This is a genomic window from Microcoleus sp. B7-D4 (assembly GCF_036705125.1).
GTDB lineage: Bacteria > Cyanobacteriota > Cyanobacteriia > Cyanobacteriales > Microcoleaceae > Microcoleus.
Genome location: NZ_JAUBTT010000124.1, coordinates 1 through 20,455, shown reverse-complemented (window position 1 = coordinate 20,455; position 20,455 = coordinate 1). Strand labels below are relative to the sequence as shown.

14 protein-coding genes and 1 pseudogene are annotated in these 20,455 nt (G+C 46.6%); 9 read left to right on the top strand and 6 right to left on the bottom strand.

Annotated features, from left to right (window positions below; all coding sequences use genetic code 11):
* Positions 1-177 precede the first annotated feature (177 nt).
* Positions 178-948 carry a CPBP family intramembrane glutamic endopeptidase gene (locus QUB12_RS32875; RefSeq protein WP_333141237.1) on the bottom strand — a complete coding sequence of 257 codons (771 nt, stop codon included), beginning with the start codon at positions 946-948 and terminating at the stop codon, positions 178-180.
* 366 nt (positions 949-1,314) lie between these two features.
* Complete coding sequence (locus QUB12_RS32870; RefSeq protein WP_333141235.1) at positions 1,315-1,440, bottom strand: hypothetical protein; 126 nt, start codon at positions 1,438-1,440, stop codon at positions 1,315-1,317.
* A gap of 243 nt (positions 1,441-1,683) precedes the next feature.
* Between QUB12_RS32870 and QUB12_RS32865 the strand changes: the two genes are divergently transcribed.
* The 7 genes and pseudogenes from QUB12_RS32865 to QUB12_RS32835 all read left to right on the top strand — a co-directional run bounded on the left by QUB12_RS32865 (position 1,684) and on the right by QUB12_RS32835 (position 4,694).
* Positions 1,684-1,893, top strand: coding sequence for a DUF433 domain-containing protein (locus tag QUB12_RS32865; RefSeq protein WP_333141231.1), 210 nt, complete (start codon positions 1,684-1,686; stop codon positions 1,891-1,893).
* A complete protein-coding gene (locus tag QUB12_RS32860; protein WP_333141229.1) occupies positions 1,883-2,083 on the top strand; it encodes a DUF2283 domain-containing protein in 201 nt (66 codons plus the stop codon). Before QUB12_RS32865 ends, QUB12_RS32860 begins: the two co-directional genes overlap by 11 nt.
* A 94-nt stretch (positions 2,084-2,177) precedes the next feature.
* Positions 2,178-2,414, top strand: a pseudogene (locus QUB12_RS32855) (DUF433 domain-containing protein).
* Positions 2,415-2,541: 127 nt separating this feature from the next.
* Positions 2,542-2,997: a nuclear transport factor 2 family protein gene (locus tag QUB12_RS32850; RefSeq protein WP_333141334.1), complete on the top strand. Its 456-nt coding sequence runs from the start codon at positions 2,542-2,544 to the stop codon at positions 2,995-2,997.
* 104 nt (positions 2,998-3,101) lie between these two features.
* Positions 3,102-3,530: an NAD(+)--rifampin ADP-ribosyltransferase gene (gene arr / locus QUB12_RS32845; protein WP_333141227.1), complete on the top strand. Its 429-nt coding sequence runs from the start codon at positions 3,102-3,104 to the stop codon at positions 3,528-3,530.
* Positions 3,531-3,730: 200 nt separating this feature from the next.
* Entirely contained in the window at positions 3,731-3,937 is a 207-nt protein-coding gene (locus QUB12_RS32840) for a hypothetical protein (RefSeq protein WP_333310390.1), read from the top strand.
* A gap of 133 nt (positions 3,938-4,070) precedes the next feature.
* Entirely contained in the window at positions 4,071-4,694 is a 624-nt protein-coding gene (locus tag QUB12_RS32835; RefSeq protein WP_333310388.1) for a Uma2 family endonuclease, read from the top strand.
* A gap of 105 nt (positions 4,695-4,799) precedes the next feature.
* Here the strand turns inward: QUB12_RS32835 and QUB12_RS32830 are convergent, their stop codons facing one another.
* The 4 genes from QUB12_RS32830 to QUB12_RS32815 all read right to left on the bottom strand — a co-directional run bounded on the left by QUB12_RS32830 (position 4,800) and on the right by QUB12_RS32815 (position 12,205).
* Positions 4,800-5,147, bottom strand: coding sequence for a XisI protein (locus tag QUB12_RS32830; protein ID WP_333141221.1), 348 nt, complete (start codon positions 5,145-5,147; stop codon positions 4,800-4,802).
* Positions 5,123-5,551 carry an element excision factor XisH family protein gene (locus QUB12_RS32825; RefSeq protein ID WP_333141219.1) on the bottom strand — a complete coding sequence of 143 codons (429 nt, stop codon included), beginning with the start codon at positions 5,549-5,551 and terminating at the stop codon, positions 5,123-5,125. Before QUB12_RS32825 ends, QUB12_RS32830 begins: the two co-directional genes overlap by 25 nt.
* A gap of 158 nt (positions 5,552-5,709) precedes the next feature.
* Entirely contained in the window at positions 5,710-8,580 is a 2,871-nt protein-coding gene (locus QUB12_RS32820; protein WP_333300602.1) for a zinc-dependent metalloprotease, read from the bottom strand.
* Positions 8,581-8,686: 106 nt separating this feature from the next.
* Positions 8,687-12,205: a hypothetical protein gene (locus QUB12_RS32815; RefSeq protein WP_333310386.1), complete on the bottom strand. Its 3,519-nt coding sequence runs from the start codon at positions 12,203-12,205 to the stop codon at positions 8,687-8,689.
* Positions 12,206-12,908: 703 nt separating this feature from the next.
* Between QUB12_RS32815 and QUB12_RS32810 the strand changes: the two genes are divergently transcribed.
* Positions 12,909-19,520, top strand: a complete 6,612-nt coding sequence (locus tag QUB12_RS32810; RefSeq protein ID WP_333310384.1) for a DUF4114 domain-containing protein — start codon at positions 12,909-12,911, stop codon at positions 19,518-19,520.
* A 15-nt stretch (positions 19,521-19,535) separates the two neighbouring features.
* The gene (locus tag QUB12_RS32805) at positions 19,536-20,159 is read left to right on the top strand and encodes a DUF416 family protein (RefSeq protein ID WP_333310382.1); all 624 of its coding nucleotides are present in this window, start codon (positions 19,536-19,538) and stop codon (positions 20,157-20,159) included.
* Positions 20,160-20,455 lie beyond the last annotated feature (296 nt).

Here is a 20,455-nt window from a genome sequence, read left to right as displayed (position 1 = left end):
ATTAATAATTAAATGGGGTCGCAAAATCAAAAATAAGGGTAATGATTGTATCACAGTTTAAATGTGCAACAGCTTATCACAGTTCTGGGGAAATTAAAGCCGTCCTAAAAGGACGGGGCTTTAGACCCCTTTTCTTGGTAAAGGTTCGTTGTACCATTGCATTGTTTGCATCTCCTGCTAACTTCCTCCAATTCCGTGCAGTACCAAATCAGCCAAAAAATGAGATAACATTGCGTATTCTAATCCCCAACGCCAGTAAAGAAAACCAAAGGGAATTCCTAAGAGGGCATTGAGTGTAATGGTGCGGAGAATGACGATCGGGGTTAATGCCCAGACATTCGCAGCCGCAGGCAAATGACCCACACCAAACAATATTGCAGCCGCCACAATTGCCAGCCAAAAAATCAATGTAGAGGGTTGCAGTTTGTCTCGCTCAAAAATCTTCCAAAGTAGCCACGCAATCAATGTCATACCGAACAGTCGCAGCAAGAGTTCTTCGGTGATGCCTCCGTAGAAGGAAGCTAATATGCGTTTCCAGAGGTCAATCTTTAACGCAGTTGTTGAAGCCATTGGCGGCATCCAAGGTTCAAACCCTAAACTCAATCCTATCAGGACGATTCCACCGATGCAGCCTACAATTAGCGCCGTGTTAAGGGCAGATTTAGATATTGGCGCGAAAGGCTGTCGATATACCAAAGCACGAGCTATGGGCGTATCAAGTCCGATCGAGTTACCGAGGCGAAGCCCAATCCAACAAAAGAGAATTAGAAAAATTCCGGTTTGCAGGGCGGAGGCGATCGCCAAAACAGGTAGCGGTGCAGGCAATTGACTTACTGCCGGATTGAGAGACAGCGCATAAGGAAACACCGCCAAGCTTCCCAAACTACCCAGAAACGCCCAGAACAATGCCAATCGGAAGTAATGATTTTTTGCAGTGTTAGCAGACATAATTTTTGAGAAAAAAACGAATCAATTACACTAAATCAGTCTTGAATATTTGAAACATTAAAGCTCGATCGCATTTATGCAACTTGTCTCAGACCGAATATAGCCTCGGCTAAGGTGCTAAAAAAGCTGGGAATGACGCAGGAAGGTAGCCAAAAACAGCGTGTTTTTCACCGAGGGCAGTTTGAAGAGCTCGAACTTTACAGTTTAGTTAAGGATCACAAGTGTTGAGTCTTGTTACCCAACTTTACTTCATTGCCGATATTCCTCCTACACCCCCTAAATTTATCCGGTAAAAATCAGTTTCTCTTTCCCAGTTTGAGGGTAGTGCTTATCTAGTAGATTTTTCGGTGGGCGATGTATTATTTATTATCTTAGCATTTCATATTTACCAAAGTTGCTGTGCAAAGCTTCAAGACGCTTGGCTTCTGCTGCTTGATGGAGCAAATCAGTTTCAATTTCTTGGGTGTTGGCATGATAGTAGGTGAGTGCCACGTAGACTTGGGCAAGGGTGAGATGAGAAATGCGATCGCAAATCTCTTGAGCATTCTATCCTCGCTTGTACCAGGTTACGATGCGGACGGTAACGCCTTTACCGACGATGTGGGGACATCCATCATGCAGTCGGGGAGGGCGTGTAATGAGCGTACCAATGTCAATAGATACTGCTGTGGTCATAAATTTTATAATTTTAACTATGCTGATAATAGATGAAAACCCTATAGAGGCGCACTGGCTATGAACTGGAAAGCACACATTCACTCAAATCCTAAAATTCTGCTTGGCAAGCCTGTAATTAAGGGGACACGAATATCAGTGGAGTTCGTTCTAGGGTTATTTTCAGAAGGTTGGACGCAGCAACAAGTTCTAGAAAACTACCCAACGCTTAATGCTGAATCTCTACAAGCTGTGTTTGCTTTCGCGGCGGAGAATCCCAATGAAAGTTAAATACGATGCAGAAGCAGACATTCAGATTTTTATCTTACGTGATGCGTTTCCAGCCAATGCTATTTCTGAACTTGGAGGCGTGATTGTCAGTTATGACGAAAGTGACGAACCAGTTAGCATCGAATTTCTCAATGCCTCCAAACGTAAACTGTTTAATGCTCAAGAGCTCATACTAACCATCGCAACTTAGTTGATGCGCTTTAGCGAGATGGCATCGCAGAATTATATCGCGGTGTGAGTTTGGGGCGATAAATGAAGTAAGCTATAGACAAAGGTTTCAAACAATGCCAGCATCCGTTGCTTATCTGTTTGACAGAATCACAGTGAACCCAAGACAATGTGGCGATCGTCCCTGCATCCGGGGAATGCGGATTCGAGTCATCGATATCCTAGAGTTGCTAGCTGCTGGTTTGAGTTTTTAGCAAATTCTCGAAGAATTGCCAGACTTGGAACTTGAGGATCTCAAAGCTGCGCTTCTGTATGCAGTCCGCAAACTCGACCATCCCGTTTTAGCTGCATGAAAATTTGGTTGAATTCTCGTCTATCGTCAGCCCTTGCTGTGTGGATTACTGCTACTTTTGGTGAAATAGACTAGCGATCGGCGGTATTTTTCTATTGTATTGGGTATGATACCGCAACTGCGATCCAATTATAAGTTATGCTTCTTTCAACTACGCCCCTTGGAGATCGAACGATGATAACCTCTGGTACACGCCCGACTCTGAAGTCCTCGCCGTACTTGAAGAGTGGGCTGCTGCTACGAGGCAGAACCGAAAGGATGACATCCTGAAAAACTACGTCGCGAACTTGGTGATTTTCGATGTATTGCCGTCTATGAATTACGAAAGTGCAGAGTCCTATAGACGCAGTTGGGAAGAGTGGCAGCCAGAAACGCAGGGAGAGGCGATATTCAATCTTGAGAATCTGACGATTACTGCGGGCAGCGATATTGCATTCGCTCATGGGTTCATTCGCGGAGGCGGGACGTTGCTCGACGGTAGAGCCTTCCAAGACTTAGTCCGCGCGACGTTCTGTCTGATGAAGGTGAATGGTTCATGGGTTGTCCAGCACCAGCACGTGTCAAAGCCCTACGAACACTCCTGAGCGCAGGGTGCAAACAGCCGCATAACGTTAGTGGTCATTGTAATGGGCAACCCAGTAAACAAAGAAAACAATCATAGATAACTTGCACGATGAGGAAAGAAAGCATGAACAAATCAAATGAACCTAATGCAACTCCTTTTTCTCAGACGTTCTTCCATGGAACAAAGGCTGATCTAAAGATTGGGGACTTAATCGAAGTTGGTTTTAATTCAAATTTTGGACAAAGAAAAAAGTCTAAATATATTTTCTTGACAGCAACCTTGGATGCCGCTGTTTGGGGTGCTGAACTTTCCTTTGGCGAAGGGAGTGAAAGAATTTATTTAGTAGAACCAACAGGACCCATTGAAGACGATCCTGATTTGACTGACAGAAAATTCCCAGGTAACCCAACAAAATCTTATCGTTCATTACATCCATTTAAGGTTGTAGGTGAGGTTACAGTTTGGCAAGGACATTCATCAGAGCAAGTCAAAATAATGAAAGACGGATTAGCTAAGCTTAAAGAACAAGGAATTGATTCATTAAATGACTAACAAAGCATTGCAGCACCGCTCCGGCGCTTCGCGCCTACGCTCGACAGTTTGTAAACCGCCATTTTATGGTTTTGCTTCGCAAAAGTTTTCCACACAATTTCGTCTTACGAACTGCGGCTGAACTAAACGTTAGACTGCTAAATCTGAGTTGGGTAGTGGCTTGAATATATCTATCAAATTCCAACTGACAGGTGAATGCCATGCAAGCCAAACTTCAAGAACGACTTTCTCTTGCTGATGCCGAAGTCATTTTGAGACGCTTGCCAGAACGAATTCAAGCGCATCCGATCGCGCGTGCTGCGGAAATTGAATATCCGATCGCAGTTGCGATCGCCATTTCGATCGCCAATTTTATCGACACAGAAGCATTAGGTTTCGTAGATTGCAAACCAGGGCGCGGGCAGTAAAACCGAGAAGAGGTGTCAAAGTTTACGATATACTTCGTTAACGCACCCTACAAGAGCAGCGATTTATCTCTCTACCTCACGTTAAGCTAGAAACAGACAACAGAGAGCCAACCTACGCAAAAGGTTAATATCAATGGTTGCGATCGCCCAAAAAACCCTTTCCTTCGAGGAATTTCTCAACTGGGATGACGAGTCCGGCAGGTCATTCGAGCTAGTCAATGGAGTTGCCATGCCCCTGAGTGAACCCACAACCAAACATGAGGATGTCGTCGATGGTTTATGTCGTCTCTTGGTGGATCATTGCCAATCCTTGAACCTTCCCTACGTTCCTCGACAAAGTAAACAAGTCAGATTGAACGCTGCCCCCGGTGAAAGTGAATCGAGTCGTAAAGCCGACATTGTGGTGTTTGCCAAGGAAGAATGGGTCAGAATGCGTCAAAGTTCTGCCTCTGCTGCTGCCTATATTCCACCTCCCTTGGCGATCGAAGTTGTCAGTACGAATTGGCGGGATGATTACCGCATCAAATTGAATGAGTATGAAACTTTAGGAATCCTGGAGTATTGGATCGTTGATTATGCAGGGTTGGGAGGCGTTCAGTATATTGGTTCTCCAAAACAGTCTACGGTGACTATCAACCGCTTAATCGAGGGTGAATATCAGGCACTGCGATATCAAGGAGAAGCCATTATTGTTTCTCCAACTTTTCCTCAGTTGGTATTAACCATCGCTCAAATTCTTGCCATGACAGAAGTTTAGTGTTTCTAACTTATCTGTAAGGTACTCAGTATTGCCAAAAAATTATTAAGGTACGATATACCCTATCAAGCTGATATTATCTAAAATCTTCGTCAAGAGGAGAAACTATGCGATCGCATATCCAGTATGCTGTCGGACTTCGGGTGGATGGAAAGCAAGAACAATGTGGTCTTTGGGTACGCCAGAGGCGACGAGTTCATCAGTGATGCCGTCTTCAATCCCATCATAATGAATCCAGATTTTGTCGTTGCGGATTTCGGCGTGAACCACAGTACCATGAACTCGCAGATGATTTTCCCAACCTTCATGTATCAGCATAAAATGGTTGCGATCGCGGCTGACCACCACATAGGTAATCACATCCCCATAAGTATAAGGAAGATCCGCATAGTATTGGAGAATTTTCTCCAACGTCTCACGCCATTCGTCTACGGGTTGATTTGCGGTTTCCATTGGATAATCTCCTCCGTGTTTGGGTCAAAAACTATCAGGCGAAAACCTGGTTCTTCTAGCAGCAATTGCCCAGCTTCTTCTTTAAACAACGTTTCAAAGGTGTTGCGATTAACAGCTAGGTATAGACGACGCTCTGGCTCTCGTCTTTGCAGCGTTCTGGCGTACATAAAGAACTGCCCCCAAGCATTTTCGAGGTCATTAATGGGCGAAGGGCCCAGAAAGCTTTTGATCTCGATCGCAATTTTTTCAGACCCTCGTTCAGCCGCAATTAGTTTCTGGGCACCCAAATCGACAAAGACCGAGCGGCCCCCAATTTTTAGAATCAGTGGGTCATGAGTGATTGTCCAGCCATCTTTGATGAGGGCAGTGCAGACAATATCGTGATAAAGGTCTTTGGCAGGCATAAGGGCTATTCTTTTTAGCTTCCCTGTCTATCTATCGTATACGACGCAAGTTCAGAATTATTTTAACTTGACTAAGATTCTCCGAAACCGGGTTTTTGACCAAATCTGCCGGCGGCAACGAAATATATTCCTCAAAAACCCGGTTTCTGAACCCCAAATTAATTAGACTGAATTTGCGAATTCAAAACCTTAGAAATTCGATCGCGCGTTTCCTCTAAATGAGCCCGCGTATAAGCATCCGCATTCCGATCCAAATTCCGAATACTCTTGCTCAAACCCTCCCGCAACTGCCGCAACTCGTACCACGCCAAACTCCGCGCATCCTCTGGAACATTCGTTTTTCGCAGTACCATTCCGATCAAAATTGCTAAATGTTCCCGCTGCAAAGAACGCCGAAAAGTTGAAATTTGCATCTTCTTTTCCGGCTGCAAAACCTCTTGCCAGATATCCTTTTGCACAGTATCCAACACTTCCGGCAACCTCAAAGTAGTTTCCGGCGCTGATTTTAACTCGGCATCCCGCAGTCGCGCCAAGCGCACCGGCGATAGCAAAACCCGCAACACAAACCGCTGCAAAAAAGTAATTCGATCGCCGATCGGGTAATCTAGAGGAAACACCAAAGCCGGACTTCCCCAGTGATCCCAGCGCGACGGTGCCAATTTATTCAGCAATTCCGGCGCAAAACTAAACGCATCCGGTGCAAAAACGTACTTCTCTAATGTTGCTAAAGCTTCTCGCTGCTGAGAAAGTTCGATCGGCACAAACGGCAACTTCGCATTAGTATCTCCAGGGCGAATCCGACTAAACGACTGTCCCCCCACATACAAAGTAGCATTCATCACTTGGTTGACATAATACCCGAACACCGAATCAAACATCACCCGCAGTTCGTTATAACCGTCTTCCCCAACCGGAATTCGCTTTTCCAAACGCTTCCACATCGCCCTAGCATTATCCAATTGCCATTGCGAATACCTCAGCATATTGGCGCTGAGATCAAAGGTATTTGCAGCGGGATCGAGATCGACAGAATCCTCATCCGGCGCGTAAGCTAATTGGGCTTGGGCAGCGCGGCTGGCAATTTGTTGCAGCGCTGGTAAGTCGCTGTTCGGGTTTACGCCGCCAATCACCTTGTAACCGTACTCGATCGCCCAATCGTCATAAGGCCCTACAATCGTTGGATAATAGTCGCCCTGCACAGTTCCGGCAGGTGCCAAATTAATCGGTACATAATCCATCACCGACGCAATCATACCTTGCGTGCGAGTTACCTGAGTATTGTTCAAATCCTCCGGTTGCAGCATCGTACTCCCGTGAAAATTGTGCCTCAAACCAAGAGTGTGACCGACTTCGTGCGCCGCCAAATATCTGATATATTGATTAACATAATTGTCAATCGCCCCACTGCTAGGCGCTGCATTTTCCAACAGATCCATCGACATTGCCCCCATCGCAAACTGGCGGCTCGATTCCAACCCAAAACACATATCCGAACTCGACATCAACCGCGATAAAGGCGAGCGCTTTTGCTCTTGGTATCTTTCTACCAAAGTCGGCAAATCATCAGCCATTCCACCTTGAGCATTTTCCCCGCTGCTTTTTCCTAAATCCCCATTTTCTAGCACATTCAAATAGCGAGAATACATCCCGAACTGACAGGGATTGGTATTAGAACCGTTTCGCCCTTGAAAACTCTTAGATAGCGATCTATTTTGTTCCACCAAAGACCGATAACCCTGTTTGATTTCCCGGACAACATTAGCATCCAAAAGAATGTCAGCATCCAAAATTTCCCCCGTCAGCGGGTTAGTGCGAGACGGCCCGATGCCGGCAAACTGAGGCTCAAAAGAACTCGACCAGCGGATAGTATTGTAGCGAACGTCAGCCGGGTCCCATTTAGCATTGTCCGGCATTTGTTTGACCTGAATTGCCTCAGTAAAACCTGCTTTTTCAAAAGCTTTGTTCCACTCCAAAACGCCCTCGCGAATTGCGTTTCGGTATTCGGAAGGCACATTATTTTCAATCCAAAAGACGATCGGCTGCACCGGAGGCGACATCGGCGCTGTCGGGATTTGCTTTTGCAAATGCCAGCGATTGATATAGCGCACAAAAGGCTCCCGGCTACTCTTGTCAGAAAAGTCCTTATATGCTGTTAGAAAATAGCCCACTCGCTCGTCCGCAAGTCTGGGCCGATAGCCGTTATTTAGCGGCACTTCCGAGAAACTGTAGTGAATGCGGAGGTTAAAAGCCCGACTGTCAGGAATCGAAGGTAAATAGTTAAGTTCACTGTCATTATCGCTAGAAAAACCATAGACCGAAGCAATCTCCACATTCAGCGGAAACGCTTTAACATCTTTAAAAGAAGACTTGTCTGCATCGATCGAGTAAGAAGCGCCCAAAAGCATCGGCAAAATCGCTTTTACCCCTGGTAAATCGCGTTTTTCGCTCATCAGCAAATCGCCTAAATCGATCAGCAGAGTTTGTCTTTGCGGATCAATGCTTTTGAGAGGCAAAGAATAGAGAATCGACTCGCTAAATCCCCGTGCTACCGAACCTGCTTGCGGGTCGCCCGGACTTGTGCGAAAATTTACATTTGGTATCACAAACTGCACGTTATTTTGGACGCGCCGCAGTTGAAACAAGAAATCGCCGATCGGCATTCCGCTCAAAATGCCCGCTTCCCCCAAACCCGATGCCAATGTCACAAAGCACAGGAACTTTTTGTCGAGTTGTTGCGGTTTAATTTCCAGATATACTTTATCAGTTGCTTGATTGCGGTAAAGAGTAAATAGTCCCTCTAACTTTTGCGCGTCTTTGACAACCTCTTCAAAGGGTGTCAGAGTTGGCTGTTCGCTACTTTGTTCGTTGCTGGGGGGCCCAGATGATAAAGCTAAAGGTAAAAAGAAACCTTTATACAAACTGAAACAGAAAAATGCTAAAGATAATATAAAAAATATCACAGGCAGATTTTTTCTAGGATTTTTTATCTGTGTATTTTTGCTATTTTCAGGAAATATCAATCTTTTCATTGTCAGTATTTAGCCACCGGAAAGAATAGTTTTGAGATTGTCGCGCCGCACTCGCAAGGTTGGGAGCATTTAACTTCTAAAATAACTCACCACTCAAAAATTATAACTATTGTTTCGCCGGCCAGGGAATCATGGGATCTTGAGCCAACCGCTTAGACACTGCAACAGCACCGTAACGGTTGAGGTGGCTGGGGTCGGAAAAAGATTCTCGCGCCTGGGGCCACAATAAACTCTTATCTAGGAAAATTAGTCCGCTTTGAGCTGCTAATTCTTGCATATATTGCCGGAATTCTTGTTCGTAACCTGTCCGCACCGGGTCTAAATAATCTTCAGTCAGAGGCATATTCACAAACACGAGATTGATGTTGCGAACCTTGGTAAATTCGATCAGATTTTTGAGTGCTAGAGCTTGTTCGCCTACCAATTTAAAATTTTGATAGTCGGAGTCGTAATAACCAGATACTTTCGGGTGCTTCTGAAAGTAAGTTTCGGGATTGAAGCGTATATCGATCGGCAAAAAGCCATTTGGTTGAAACTCGCTGACGGGTTTACTCCCAGCGGTTGGCTGGGCGTTTTCAGTTGTTGGTTGGCCCAGAGGTGCGGTTTGGGGACTCTCGGTTGCAACAGGGGCTGATGGATTAACGATCGATCGCAAAAACCCTTTAAGTCGATCGCGCTTTTTGTAAGTTGCAGAACCCTCCACCAACTTTTGATTCACCAATTGCTGAACAGTAGCTTGAGCTTGTCCCAAATTCTGCACCAATTCAGTCGCAGTCGCCACTGGATTGTTGGCGCTTTCTTTCGATGTTTCGGATTCTAATTGATTGGTGGGGATCAGAAAACTACCCCGGCTCAATTGCCTGTAACCTTCCGAAGAAGCGATCGCACTAAAAGTCAAATCCGGCCGCCCGCTGTTGAGAGCCCTCGCCCCGTCAGCCAACACCAGCAATTTTGGCAGTTGTTGCGGCGGCAAAATCCGGCGGATGAGCGAATCTACAACTTGGAGAGTAGCTCCATTAACCCCAAAATTGTAAGCCCTCAGCCCCGGATAGCCAGAAGCTGCCAAAGCTGTTTCCAAAACCGCCGGATCGATGCCCCGCAGCGCCCTCGAACTACCGACAATTAAAATATCCGGCGGTTTTTTGTGCAGGTGAATGTACTCTTGATAGCGCGCTATCTGATCGTCAAGCTGCTCGCTCCTCAAAGTTGGGAACACCGCAGGAGCAGAAACATCAGCTACAGGAACGCTAGTATTTCCCGGTTTCGTAAACCCAGAGCCATTAAAAACCTCTTGCTGGTTGGCTTCCGGCGACTGCTGCAACGGAATTCGAGGCAAATTCACCTCCTCCGCAGGGGGAACCGGGTTCGGGGTTTCCTTCGGCAGTCGGGCTGTAACGTCGCCCAAAGCCTTGGGAGCTGAATTTTGACAATTTGGGCCGCTGCAAACTTCGGAGGCGCTAGGAGCTTGACTGACCGTCGCAGATTGCAGAAATAGACCAAGCAGCCAATCGGTATTAAAAGTCAGCAAACAGCCAGCCATCGCCCAAATCAAAGCCATTCCCGCCGCGCGATCGGCTCTCACGCCCCCGGGCGCAGCAACATTCGTTGACAAACCATCGTTGGGAACAAACAAACCCGAAGCGACAAGCGGCTGCACCACAGCTTGAACTAACTGCTCGCCCAGATTGTATCCGGGGAGTCTGATTTTGAAGCGGGGCCGCCAGGAGTTGGGCATCGGAGCATCGAACACCAAATTGTCGCCCAAACCCGAAAAACTCCCATCCTCCGCCGGCGCAAACTCCGGCACCGGTTCCTTTTCCAACACAGCCACTTGGGAGGGAGCCGGTGCCGGTGCCGTCGCTGATTCCTCGTCAACAACCGTTCTGAGGTCGATTGCGTAGCGCCACAGAGGCAGTTTCTGGCCGGCGCGCCGTCCGTAGACTCGCACCCCTGCCACTCCCGGAATTTGTAAGTGCCGCAAAAATTTAGCCACCGGCTGGCCTACCTTCGACTGAGAAGGGCAAGTCAGAGCTTCTGTCATGACGTGCAGCACGTTGGCTTTTTGCAGCACGACAGCCCGAATCCCTCCTGTTTCCAGCTTGCGTCTGAGATTGGGGTTGAGCAACCTGTTCAATAAAAAAGTCAAAGCCAATTGGTCGCCCTCAGCCGCCAGCGTTCTAGCGTTCGCAGCCAAGTCGGGGTGGTGGGCTGCTGGCAAGTCTACCCAGTCTATCCACACGGGGGACTCCGGCGCCGCCTGAGAGTCCTTGGCTGGTTCTACGCCGTAGATTGTAGCTGCGCGGATGCCTTGGGGCGCAAAGGAGGCTAACAAAGGGGCGATCGCCTCGGTGGTTTGCTGCTTGTCGGGGTATTCTTGCCGTTTAGGCTTTTGTCCTTTTTTGGCAGTTTTGCTGCAAAACAGATGGAGGGTTGCTTCTTTGAGAGTAGCCCGCACTTCGACTCTCGATGCAGCCAAGTGTTGATTTAGCAGTTTGGCGATCGACTGTACGTCTCCCCACCTAGCCCATTCCTTAAGAATTTTGTCGGGCGAAGTCAAATCCACCCGCAGCAGCCAGTCCGGCTTCGCTTCGCCGCTGACTTGGCTGGCGATCACGGCTTCCCGGAAATCCTCTAGTTGCAGTTTCCGCAGCCTGCCGGCGATGGGTTCGGCCAGCAATGAGGGGTCGGGGCTGTAAGCTGACTCGCACAGCACCAGCAGTCGGCGTTCCTTGGGCTTGATATTTTCAGGCCCATTCATCGGCTGGGTTTCTCGGCTGCTTTTGAGTTCTTTTTCGCGAATGCTTACTTTCACCGAAACTCCCATCGGCCCGAGGATTTCGCTGAGATAGCTGGCGATCGCATCTGGATAGCCCCGCCGCGCCAAGGTTTCCGGCGAAACCGTTAATGTTCCATCGCGATCGCCCGAACCTGAGTCAGCTTGGGGGGATTGAATCAAAGCCACTGCGCCACGGTTGGCTTTCTGCTGCGGGGGAACGGCGGAACTAAAAGCTTCCCGTGTCGCTGCAGCCGAAGTGTCGATCGTCACGGGGGAAGTTTCAAAAGCTTCTGGGTATTGAATCCGGGAGGCAATCGGCAGACTTTCGGCGTCAAAATCCAGTTCTTCCCGTACTTGTGGCGGGTGGGCTGCTGTTTCTACCGGTTTTGGTGTCTGTTTGAGTTTCTGGTTGTCATTCTTAAATTTGCCGAAAAATCCGCCTCTTTTAGGGCTTGCGGGCGGTTCGTCGGGGGAACTCGCTGGCGGCGGCACTTCGGCCACTTTTGGTTCCGGTTGCTGTGGCTGTTGCTGTCGCTTGGGACTGCTGCAATCGAGCCGGACTGTCCAGTCATTTTGTCGGGAACCGATTTTGCGGCCGCACAGAAACAACTGGTAAATTTTAGGTCGATCGGGCAGCAGTCGCGTTAAATCACTGTGTTCGAGGGCGTTGGTAAATCGCGCCGTCACCAATTCTTGAGACGGACACTGCGCTGCTTCGCACAAAATGTGCAGGTGATTTCCCCGCAAACGCGCTTGTACTTGAACTTCGGGAAGCCCTAAAGCTTCTTGCGCCCACTGCGACGCGGCCGATCGATTGTCTGCCAATATGCTCCCGTTCGCATTCAACATGGGACTTTAAATTTCGTCAAGGCTGCTTTCGTCTTCTACAGATAGCACATTTCGTCCGTATTTTGGCATATATTAGGCTTCACTTAGGCGAAGTCCTCAGTAATTGGTCGTTAGTAATTATTAGGAATCCCACCACACTACATATAGTGTGTCTGCGTCCTGGACTGTACAACCTAGTTTCCAAAGCCTTACTGTTGCGATCGGGTTTTGCGTAATCCCCAAAAACTACGTTACTTTTTATACAGCATACCGTCAAGCCGTTGGGCGATCGCACCTCCAAAATTCTCGCTAATCCCAAAATTCGTAGCGTGACACTTCAGTACACGGAAGTGGATTAAAGCTTCCATAAAGTTTACTTCCTGATGGCCAAAAGCACTTGCGATCGATAAAAGTTACTGATATTCTCAAATCTACCGGTAGCAATAAAACAACCCAATTATTCCATCACATCAATTTTTTTGAGCCGCATCGGCAAGTTTTCACCTGTCGATATCGCAGCTTGCGTCCTCAATAAAAAAAACAAAATTCCAGCATCATCTGGACTCGCTTTGCTTGCGAAAACTTCAAGATTAACATCCTCAAGTTTTGCATAATTTTAGTCACTTTCATCATCAAAAAAAGAACTTTAAATCATGTCATTAATCGAAGCATCAACCCCCAAACAACTGCCAATATTTCTCTCATTACCGACATTGTAGAAGACTTGCCGCTAGCAAATTCTACCAATGATTACTCTTCTCCCCCGAAAAATCTTTTAACTGTTAACGAAACATCCTCCACAAACCCCAGCGTTGAACTATTACCATCAAACAACCAAATCCTCGATAAAAGCCCTGAAATATCTCCCCAACAAGCAGAGATAGACGCCTTCATCCTCAACCAAGATTCACCACCAACAACCAACAGCATTCCTGAAAAAACGCAAACATCTACAACTCAAACCGACGCAATCACAGGCGATACAACCAAGCCAGCAACTCACAATAACATCTCTTTCGACTCCGGCATTTTCCAAGCATACGAAACAGGTAAAATTGTGTTCGATTACCTATCAGACGGAGGCTTGTATCAAGGAGAACTAGCAATTATCAGCCTCACAGGAATGCAAGAATTTGTTCCCGATTCCCAAGCATTTATCAAAGAAGCAGCCAGACGCGCTTTAAGCAACTCCTCACTCGGTTATATCGCCATTTCTGACAGTACAGAAGCAGCGAAATTCTCTAGTTTCGAGGGAGAAAACAACTTCAATATCGGGGAATACCGAGGAATCAAAACCTTTGCAATGACACCAGGAGATGAAATTGGTATCATCCTAGTTCCCAACGGCACAATACAAGAAGCGTACAATAATCCAGCGCTTGGCGGCGACAAAAAGCCCTTATTTTCAATGGCTACAACTAATTCCAGCGATGCTTTTCAACGGGGACAAATAGCCAGTGTTGCGAATGGCGGCAGTATATTTGTCATGGAAGATATGGGGAGAGGCGAAGGGAGCGATGCTGATTACAATGATATCATATTTTCGCTCAAAGGTGCAACCCCTAAAGTCATTTCAATGGATGATGTAATTGCCAAAAACTCCGATTGGCGTACATCAGAGAAAGGCAAAGAATTGATAGCTGACGCTGCGCCAAAAACTGAGACTAAATTAGAAGACAAAAAAGCAGATACTACTTCTGCAACAAATCCTGTTGAAACAAAACCAGAAAATTCTCCAGCGACAGAAACCAAAAACCCGACTGTTTCCGAAAATCCCAATTCCGATCCGAATTCTGCTGAGACAAAAACGGAAAACTCCTCTGCGACAGAAACTGAAAATCCGACAATTTCCGAAATTCCCAATTCCGATCCAAATCCTGTTGAGATAAAAACGGAAAACTCCTCTGCGACAGAAACTGAAAATCCGACAATTTCTGAAATTCCCAATTCCGATCCAAATTCTGCTGAAACAAAAACAGATTCTCCCGCAGTAGAAACCAAAAATCCGACTGTTTCTGAAATTCCCAATTCCGATCCAAATTCTACTGAAACAAAAACAGATTCTCCCGCAGTAGAAACCAAAAATCCGACTGTTTCTGAAATTCCCAATTCCGATCCGAATTCTACTGAGATAAAAACGGAAAATTCCTCAGCGACAGAAACTGAAAATCCGACAATTTCCGAAAATCCCAATTCCGATCCAAATCCTGTTGAGATAAAAACGGAAAACTCCTCTGCGACAGAAACTGAAAATCCGACAATTTCTGAAATTCCCAATTCCGATCCAAATTCTGCTGAAACAAAAACAGATTCTCCCGCAGTAGAAACCAAAAATCCGACTGTTTCTGAAATTCCCAATTCCGATCCAAATTCTACTGAAACAAAAACAGATTCTCCCGCAGTAGAAACCAAAAATCCGACTGTTTCTGAAAGTGCCAATTCTGCAACGGATGCTGCGGAAGCAAAAACGGAAACTTCTCCAGCAGTTGAAACCAAAAATCCGACTGTTTCCGAAAGTGCCAATTCTGTGACGGATGCTGCGGAAGCAAAAACGGAAACTTCCCCAGCAGTCGAAACCAAAAATCCGACTGTTTCCGAAAGTGCCAATTCTGTGACGGATGCTGCGGAAGCAAAAACGGAAACTTCTCCAGCAGTTGAAACCAAAAATCCGACTGTTTCCGAAAATTCCAACTCTCTAACGGATTTGACTGAAACAAAGACGGAAACTTCCTTAACCGCAGAAACGAAAAACTCGACTGTTTCGGAAATTTCCAATTCTGCAACAAATTCGGTTGAAACACAAACCGAAAAATCTCCCGCAGTTGAAGCCGACAATCCGACTGTTTCAGAAATTTCCAATGCTGTGACAAATTCTGTTGAAACAAAAACAGAAACTTCCCCAGCAGGTGAAACTCAAAACCCAATTGTTGCGGAAAATCCCAATTGGGCGACAAATCCTGCTGACTCAGAAATCGACGCGATTACAGGAGACAAAATCGAAACACGCGTCTTTCTCCAGCCAGAAAAATCAGAAACACCAACAACACCCGCAGCAGCCGCAGACATACTCACCGGCGAAATTGAAAACATCTCCCCAACCCCTACCGACAGCCTCGCAACAGCCAGCGAAAGTAATGAAACTTTTGGGCCACTTTCCGACGAAGAAATTGCCCTGCTGTGGGAAAATCTCAACCGCATCTGGGCGGCGGCAGAATTAAGCGAAAACTCCGAAACCTCAGAGTTAGAATACATCAACGCTAACGAAGATACCGACTCAAACAACCCAACTCGTCTTCCCTTCACTCCCATCAGTCAAAATTATCTGCCAACCGATATCGAAAACACAGCAGATTTCGAGTTGATAAATGGCGGGGACGGGGAAGCTGAAACCTCAGAATCCGCACAAACAGCCATCATTTCCGAAACAGCAACCCCTACGCCCGCAAACAATCAGCCAGAAACCTCTCAAACTACCATCCCAGCCAGCGCCAGCAACTCGGAAACAAACAACAACGAATACACTGTTGCACAAACAGACAGCTTCACAGAAACAACTGCCGATTCTCCCCAACCAACCAAACCGCTAATCGGCATCATTGACACTGGATTTACAGCCAACAATCCCAACATCAACTACAGCCAAATCATCCTCGGCAAAGATGTCATCGACGGTGACAGCAATCCCCTAATTCAACCAAACACAGGAAACCAACACGGGGATGCAATTTTAGAAATAATCAGCGACTCCCACAACCGAAGCGACACCCAAAAATCAAGTGAAATTTGGTTGGGAAGAGCAACGGGTAGCGGCAACTGGCATCAATCCTTGATAGAATTTGTCAATGCAGCCATTGCAGCAAAACAACCCAATGCAGTTGTCAACCTCAGCTTCGACTTAACCCAAATCAATCCCGACGGAGGGCAAACAACACGGCACAAACTGACAGCAGCAGAAACAGCAGCATTGCAATACGCAAAAGACAACAACATACTGATTGTAGCAGCCGCTGGGAATGAAGGGAATCTCATCTCCGCCCTCGGACAAGCCTCAACAGAATTCGACAACATCATCACCGTCGGCGCATCCCAAAACAACTATCGCGCCGCCTATTCCAGCTACGGAAACGGCTTAGATATCCTAGCACCAACAAGCACTCCACCAACAGCAGAAACTGCAACAACCGAAACCAAACAAGGCACATCAATAGCAGCCGCAAAAGTCACAAACACCATCTCCCAAATGTGGGCCGCCAACCCATCCCTCAACTACCAACAAATCAAAAACATCCTCCTCAACACAGCCAAAGACATCGACGTACCCTCATGGGATGAAAGGACAGGATACGGCATTCTCGACGCAGGATCTGCCATTGCTACAGCAGCGGAAACTATCCCGACAATTCCAGTATTGGTGGCCGCAAAATACTTGACAAAATCCCTAATTGATGCTGATGTAAATATCAGTAACTCTCCCAATTCTACCGCAACTAAAACTTCAGAAAGAGCAACTGCAACCACCGCCCCAGGCACACCAAAGGTTACGAGTACCTCAACCGGAGACTCTAACAACGGTACCAGTTCCTATACCGCAGATTTAGCACCGTACCAAACAACTTCTAGCAGTAGTGCCAACGGCACAACGAGTACCAACTCTCGCACCCTGAGCAGCCTTTCAAACACCGAATCAAGCTGGGATAGAAGCACTACCAAAACCAACCACAAGGGCGAATCTTTTGACTCTTCCACCAGCGATTCAGCTACCAATGCCAGCACTCACACCAGCAAAAGCTTTTCTCAAAATTCAACAGAAAGGAAAAATCAATGGCAGGAAAACCGCAGCCGAGTGAAACACGAAGGCACTCGCGCCGACACTAGCGAATCGGCTCAAAAATCCCGCAGTTCTTACGACTATACCACTCCTACACACACCAGGAAAGATGCTTCAGACAGTTACCGCAACAGCAAGTCCAAATCTAACAGCCAATACGCTACGAACCTCAGCATAGCTAAGGGCGATCGTCAAGATGATTGGGGTTCTAAATCAACTTCCAACAGCCGCACTACTAGCGGCAACAACATATCAACTAGCAAGAGTGCGACTCAAACGGCAGGCAATGCTGATTGGACGAATAGCAGTAACGGTAGCAGTTACAACAACACTCACACTGGTGAAGAAACCACAGTCAGCACGTCGAATTCTACTAACAGCAACAGCAGCGGTTTCTCCAAAAACAGCAGCGGAAATGACAACTATTCTGTAACCAACTCTACTTGGGAGAACACGACAATTAACGGTGTAGCTATCAACAGCAACACCCGCGACGTTTACTCAGAAGGCAGTACCAACAATCAAAGCAGCTACGATGATGGCAAGTCAAAAAATCACAGCAATCGAGACACCTACACTGTCAATAAATCCGAACAAACCAACAGCAGTCAGGGTTCCTCATATCGGCAGAACAATCGGCACAACAATTACTCGGTCACTCAAGGGAATGACACGCAAACTTACAAACACGGCCCGCAAACCAGCAGCAGGATTACAGATAACTATTCCGTAACGAAGTCGGATGGTTATAGCGCCAATAGTTCTGGAAAAATCACCTCTAAAAACAATCAAGAAACTTATTCCGAGAACCGAATTAAGCATGAAAGCGAGTATAAGATAGATGCTTATACTACGACCACCACGGGAGATGAAGAGACAATTACATCTACTCGTTCCACCAGCAACAATGACGGAACTAACAATACTTCATCCAGCAGCAGCGATACGGTTCGCACCCGCAATGACCAAACAGTTACAGTTCATAAAGATGGTCGGAAAAATAAGAATGAGGGTTCGAGTTACCAAAGATGGTGGAATGAAACAGCAACGGATCGAGGCGTGACTGCGACGACAAACGGTTATGAAAGTTGGAGTTCGAGTTACAGCAGGTCCGAGTTTAAAGGCGGTTACAGTTGGAGTGAAACCATCAGCGGTACTAATTCCGAATCGGTAACGAAAGGGGGGACGACTACTAGCAAGCAAAGCAATTGGAGTTGGACTCGCAGCGGGACGGTGTGGGATGATGGGCGCAATAATTGGAGTGAGAGTTGGTCGAAGTCTAATTGGGAGAATGGGAGGTCTGTACCGGGTGAATCGGAGACGGCGAGGGGGTCTTACGATCCGAAGGGTACGGGGACGCTCCCGAATAATTTGCCAGAAGCTGGGGAGGCGCCGCGGTTGAATAAGGTGCCGAAGAATCGGCCTATAGATTTGAATAAGCCTCCTAAGCCTACTGATAATATTTGGCAAACACCGCCTCGTACTCGTCCGCGAGTAGTAGAGAATGTCCCAGATAATTGGTTTGCTGGCTCTGGTGGTGGGGGTAATCCAGGTTCGGGAAAATTACCTCCTAACAAAATTTCTGCACTGGCAAAAGTTATCCGAGAATTGTTGAGTTTCTTTAGAGCTCTTGGAGAGTTTGTTGCTGGGGCAATATATCAATGGTTGCGTAATAATGGAGAACTTGCTAGATGGTTGTTGCAGGTATTGTCTCCCCAATGGAATGGACTCGAGCAAGATGTAGAGCGAAATCTGCCTAAAAGCTGGGCTTTCCAATCAGGGCGAACCTTCGGAGATGCGGCGTCAATTGTTACGGGGATTTTAGAGATAATTGGAGGTGGCGGTACTGGTGCTGGGGGTGCAGGTTTATGTGTAACAGGAGTTGGTTGCATTGCAGGTGCTCCTGCTATAGTAGCAGGGACAGCTCTAGGGCTACACGGAGCAACTACAGCTTCGACTGGGTTAAAGAATATAGCCAAGCTCCTGGGAGTAGTTTTTCACAGTACAACGGACGGCTCAGAAAGTGCAGGCCCGAGGCGCGGTGAAAATGAGATTCACCCAGATGCAGCGGAGTTAGAAGCAGACGCTAAACGAATTTCTGACGAGTTGTTCGGCAAAGATACTAAGACAGCCGATCTGACGGTAATCGCTGTTGGGCGAGTCATACCTGTAAAAGGAGGTGAACCCAGAAAAGTTGTATCTTCCAGTGCGGGATACTTTACAGATAAACAGAGAAAATTGCTGGAATCACAGGGATATATTGTTATTCCCGATAATAGACCTTTAAAAAATATTCATGCGGAGGAGCGAATGATTTATTGGGCTGATGCTGAAAAAGCTAAAGGAACAATAGTTGGAATTGAATCAATTGGGGTTAGCCATAAAAACGGAATTTGCGAATATTTCTGTAAGTCATTGATGCAAGAAAGAGGTATAAGACCTGGCAGTCGATGGAATCCTACCTACAAACCCGGTCCGAGCAGACAAAATGAACCACCGAGACGATAAAATCACGAAATGAATATGCACTTTTTTGAATTTGATACCCTCGAACAAGAACTGGAAAAACTTCCCGTATTTCACAGACTTGCGTTTGCTGCTGCTTGTTGCGAACGAATGCTTCCCAACTACAACGCTTTTTGCCGAATGTATGATTTTGGCGATCCCAGCGTACTGAGAAATGCACTCGATGAAGTTTGGCAGATTCTCCAAGGAAAACCAATAGATGAACTCAGAATAGAGCGATTAATCAATAATTGTGGCAGCGACAATATAGCTCCTGATTCGCTTGATTTTGGTGGTGATAGTTATAAATCACTACAACTTATTGACGCTATATGCACGACTTTGAGAGCCTGTAGCGAGGCAGCTACAAGAGAGATTGTTAGGATAGTAGAATACGCTAGAAATACCATTGAGTTTTATGTAGCTTGCGAAGATGAATTTTTCAATGTTAGTCGGGAACAAGATGGAAGGGAAAAGTTTATAGCAGCGATTGCCTGTCATCCATTTGCGGTTAGAGAAATGGCTAAAGAAACCGAAGATTTGCAAAGATTGAAAGAAACAGAAACCTTAGATAAGGATTTTCTGGAATGGCTGCGTACTTCCTCTCATAATAACGGGAAGAGTTTAATCGATCTTAGTTGATGGGATGTGTTGGCATCCTGAATCGAAGTAGACAAGTTAGTCTGTTTTCCAACAGTCGATCGCACTTTCATACACAGCTTAGCTGGGACGATCGCTCTTATGCTCTAATTTTTGTGTAATATGCCCCGAGGGGCGATCGGCTTGAAAAAGCTGTTGTACGCGCGATCGACACGGCACTAATTCTTGGATGAACACGGATCTCGCCCCAATCTAGGATACAACCCACATTCCGCACCCTCAACTGTCACAATCGGAAATTACGGAGAGAAAAAAGCAAAGCTTGCATAAAAAGAGAC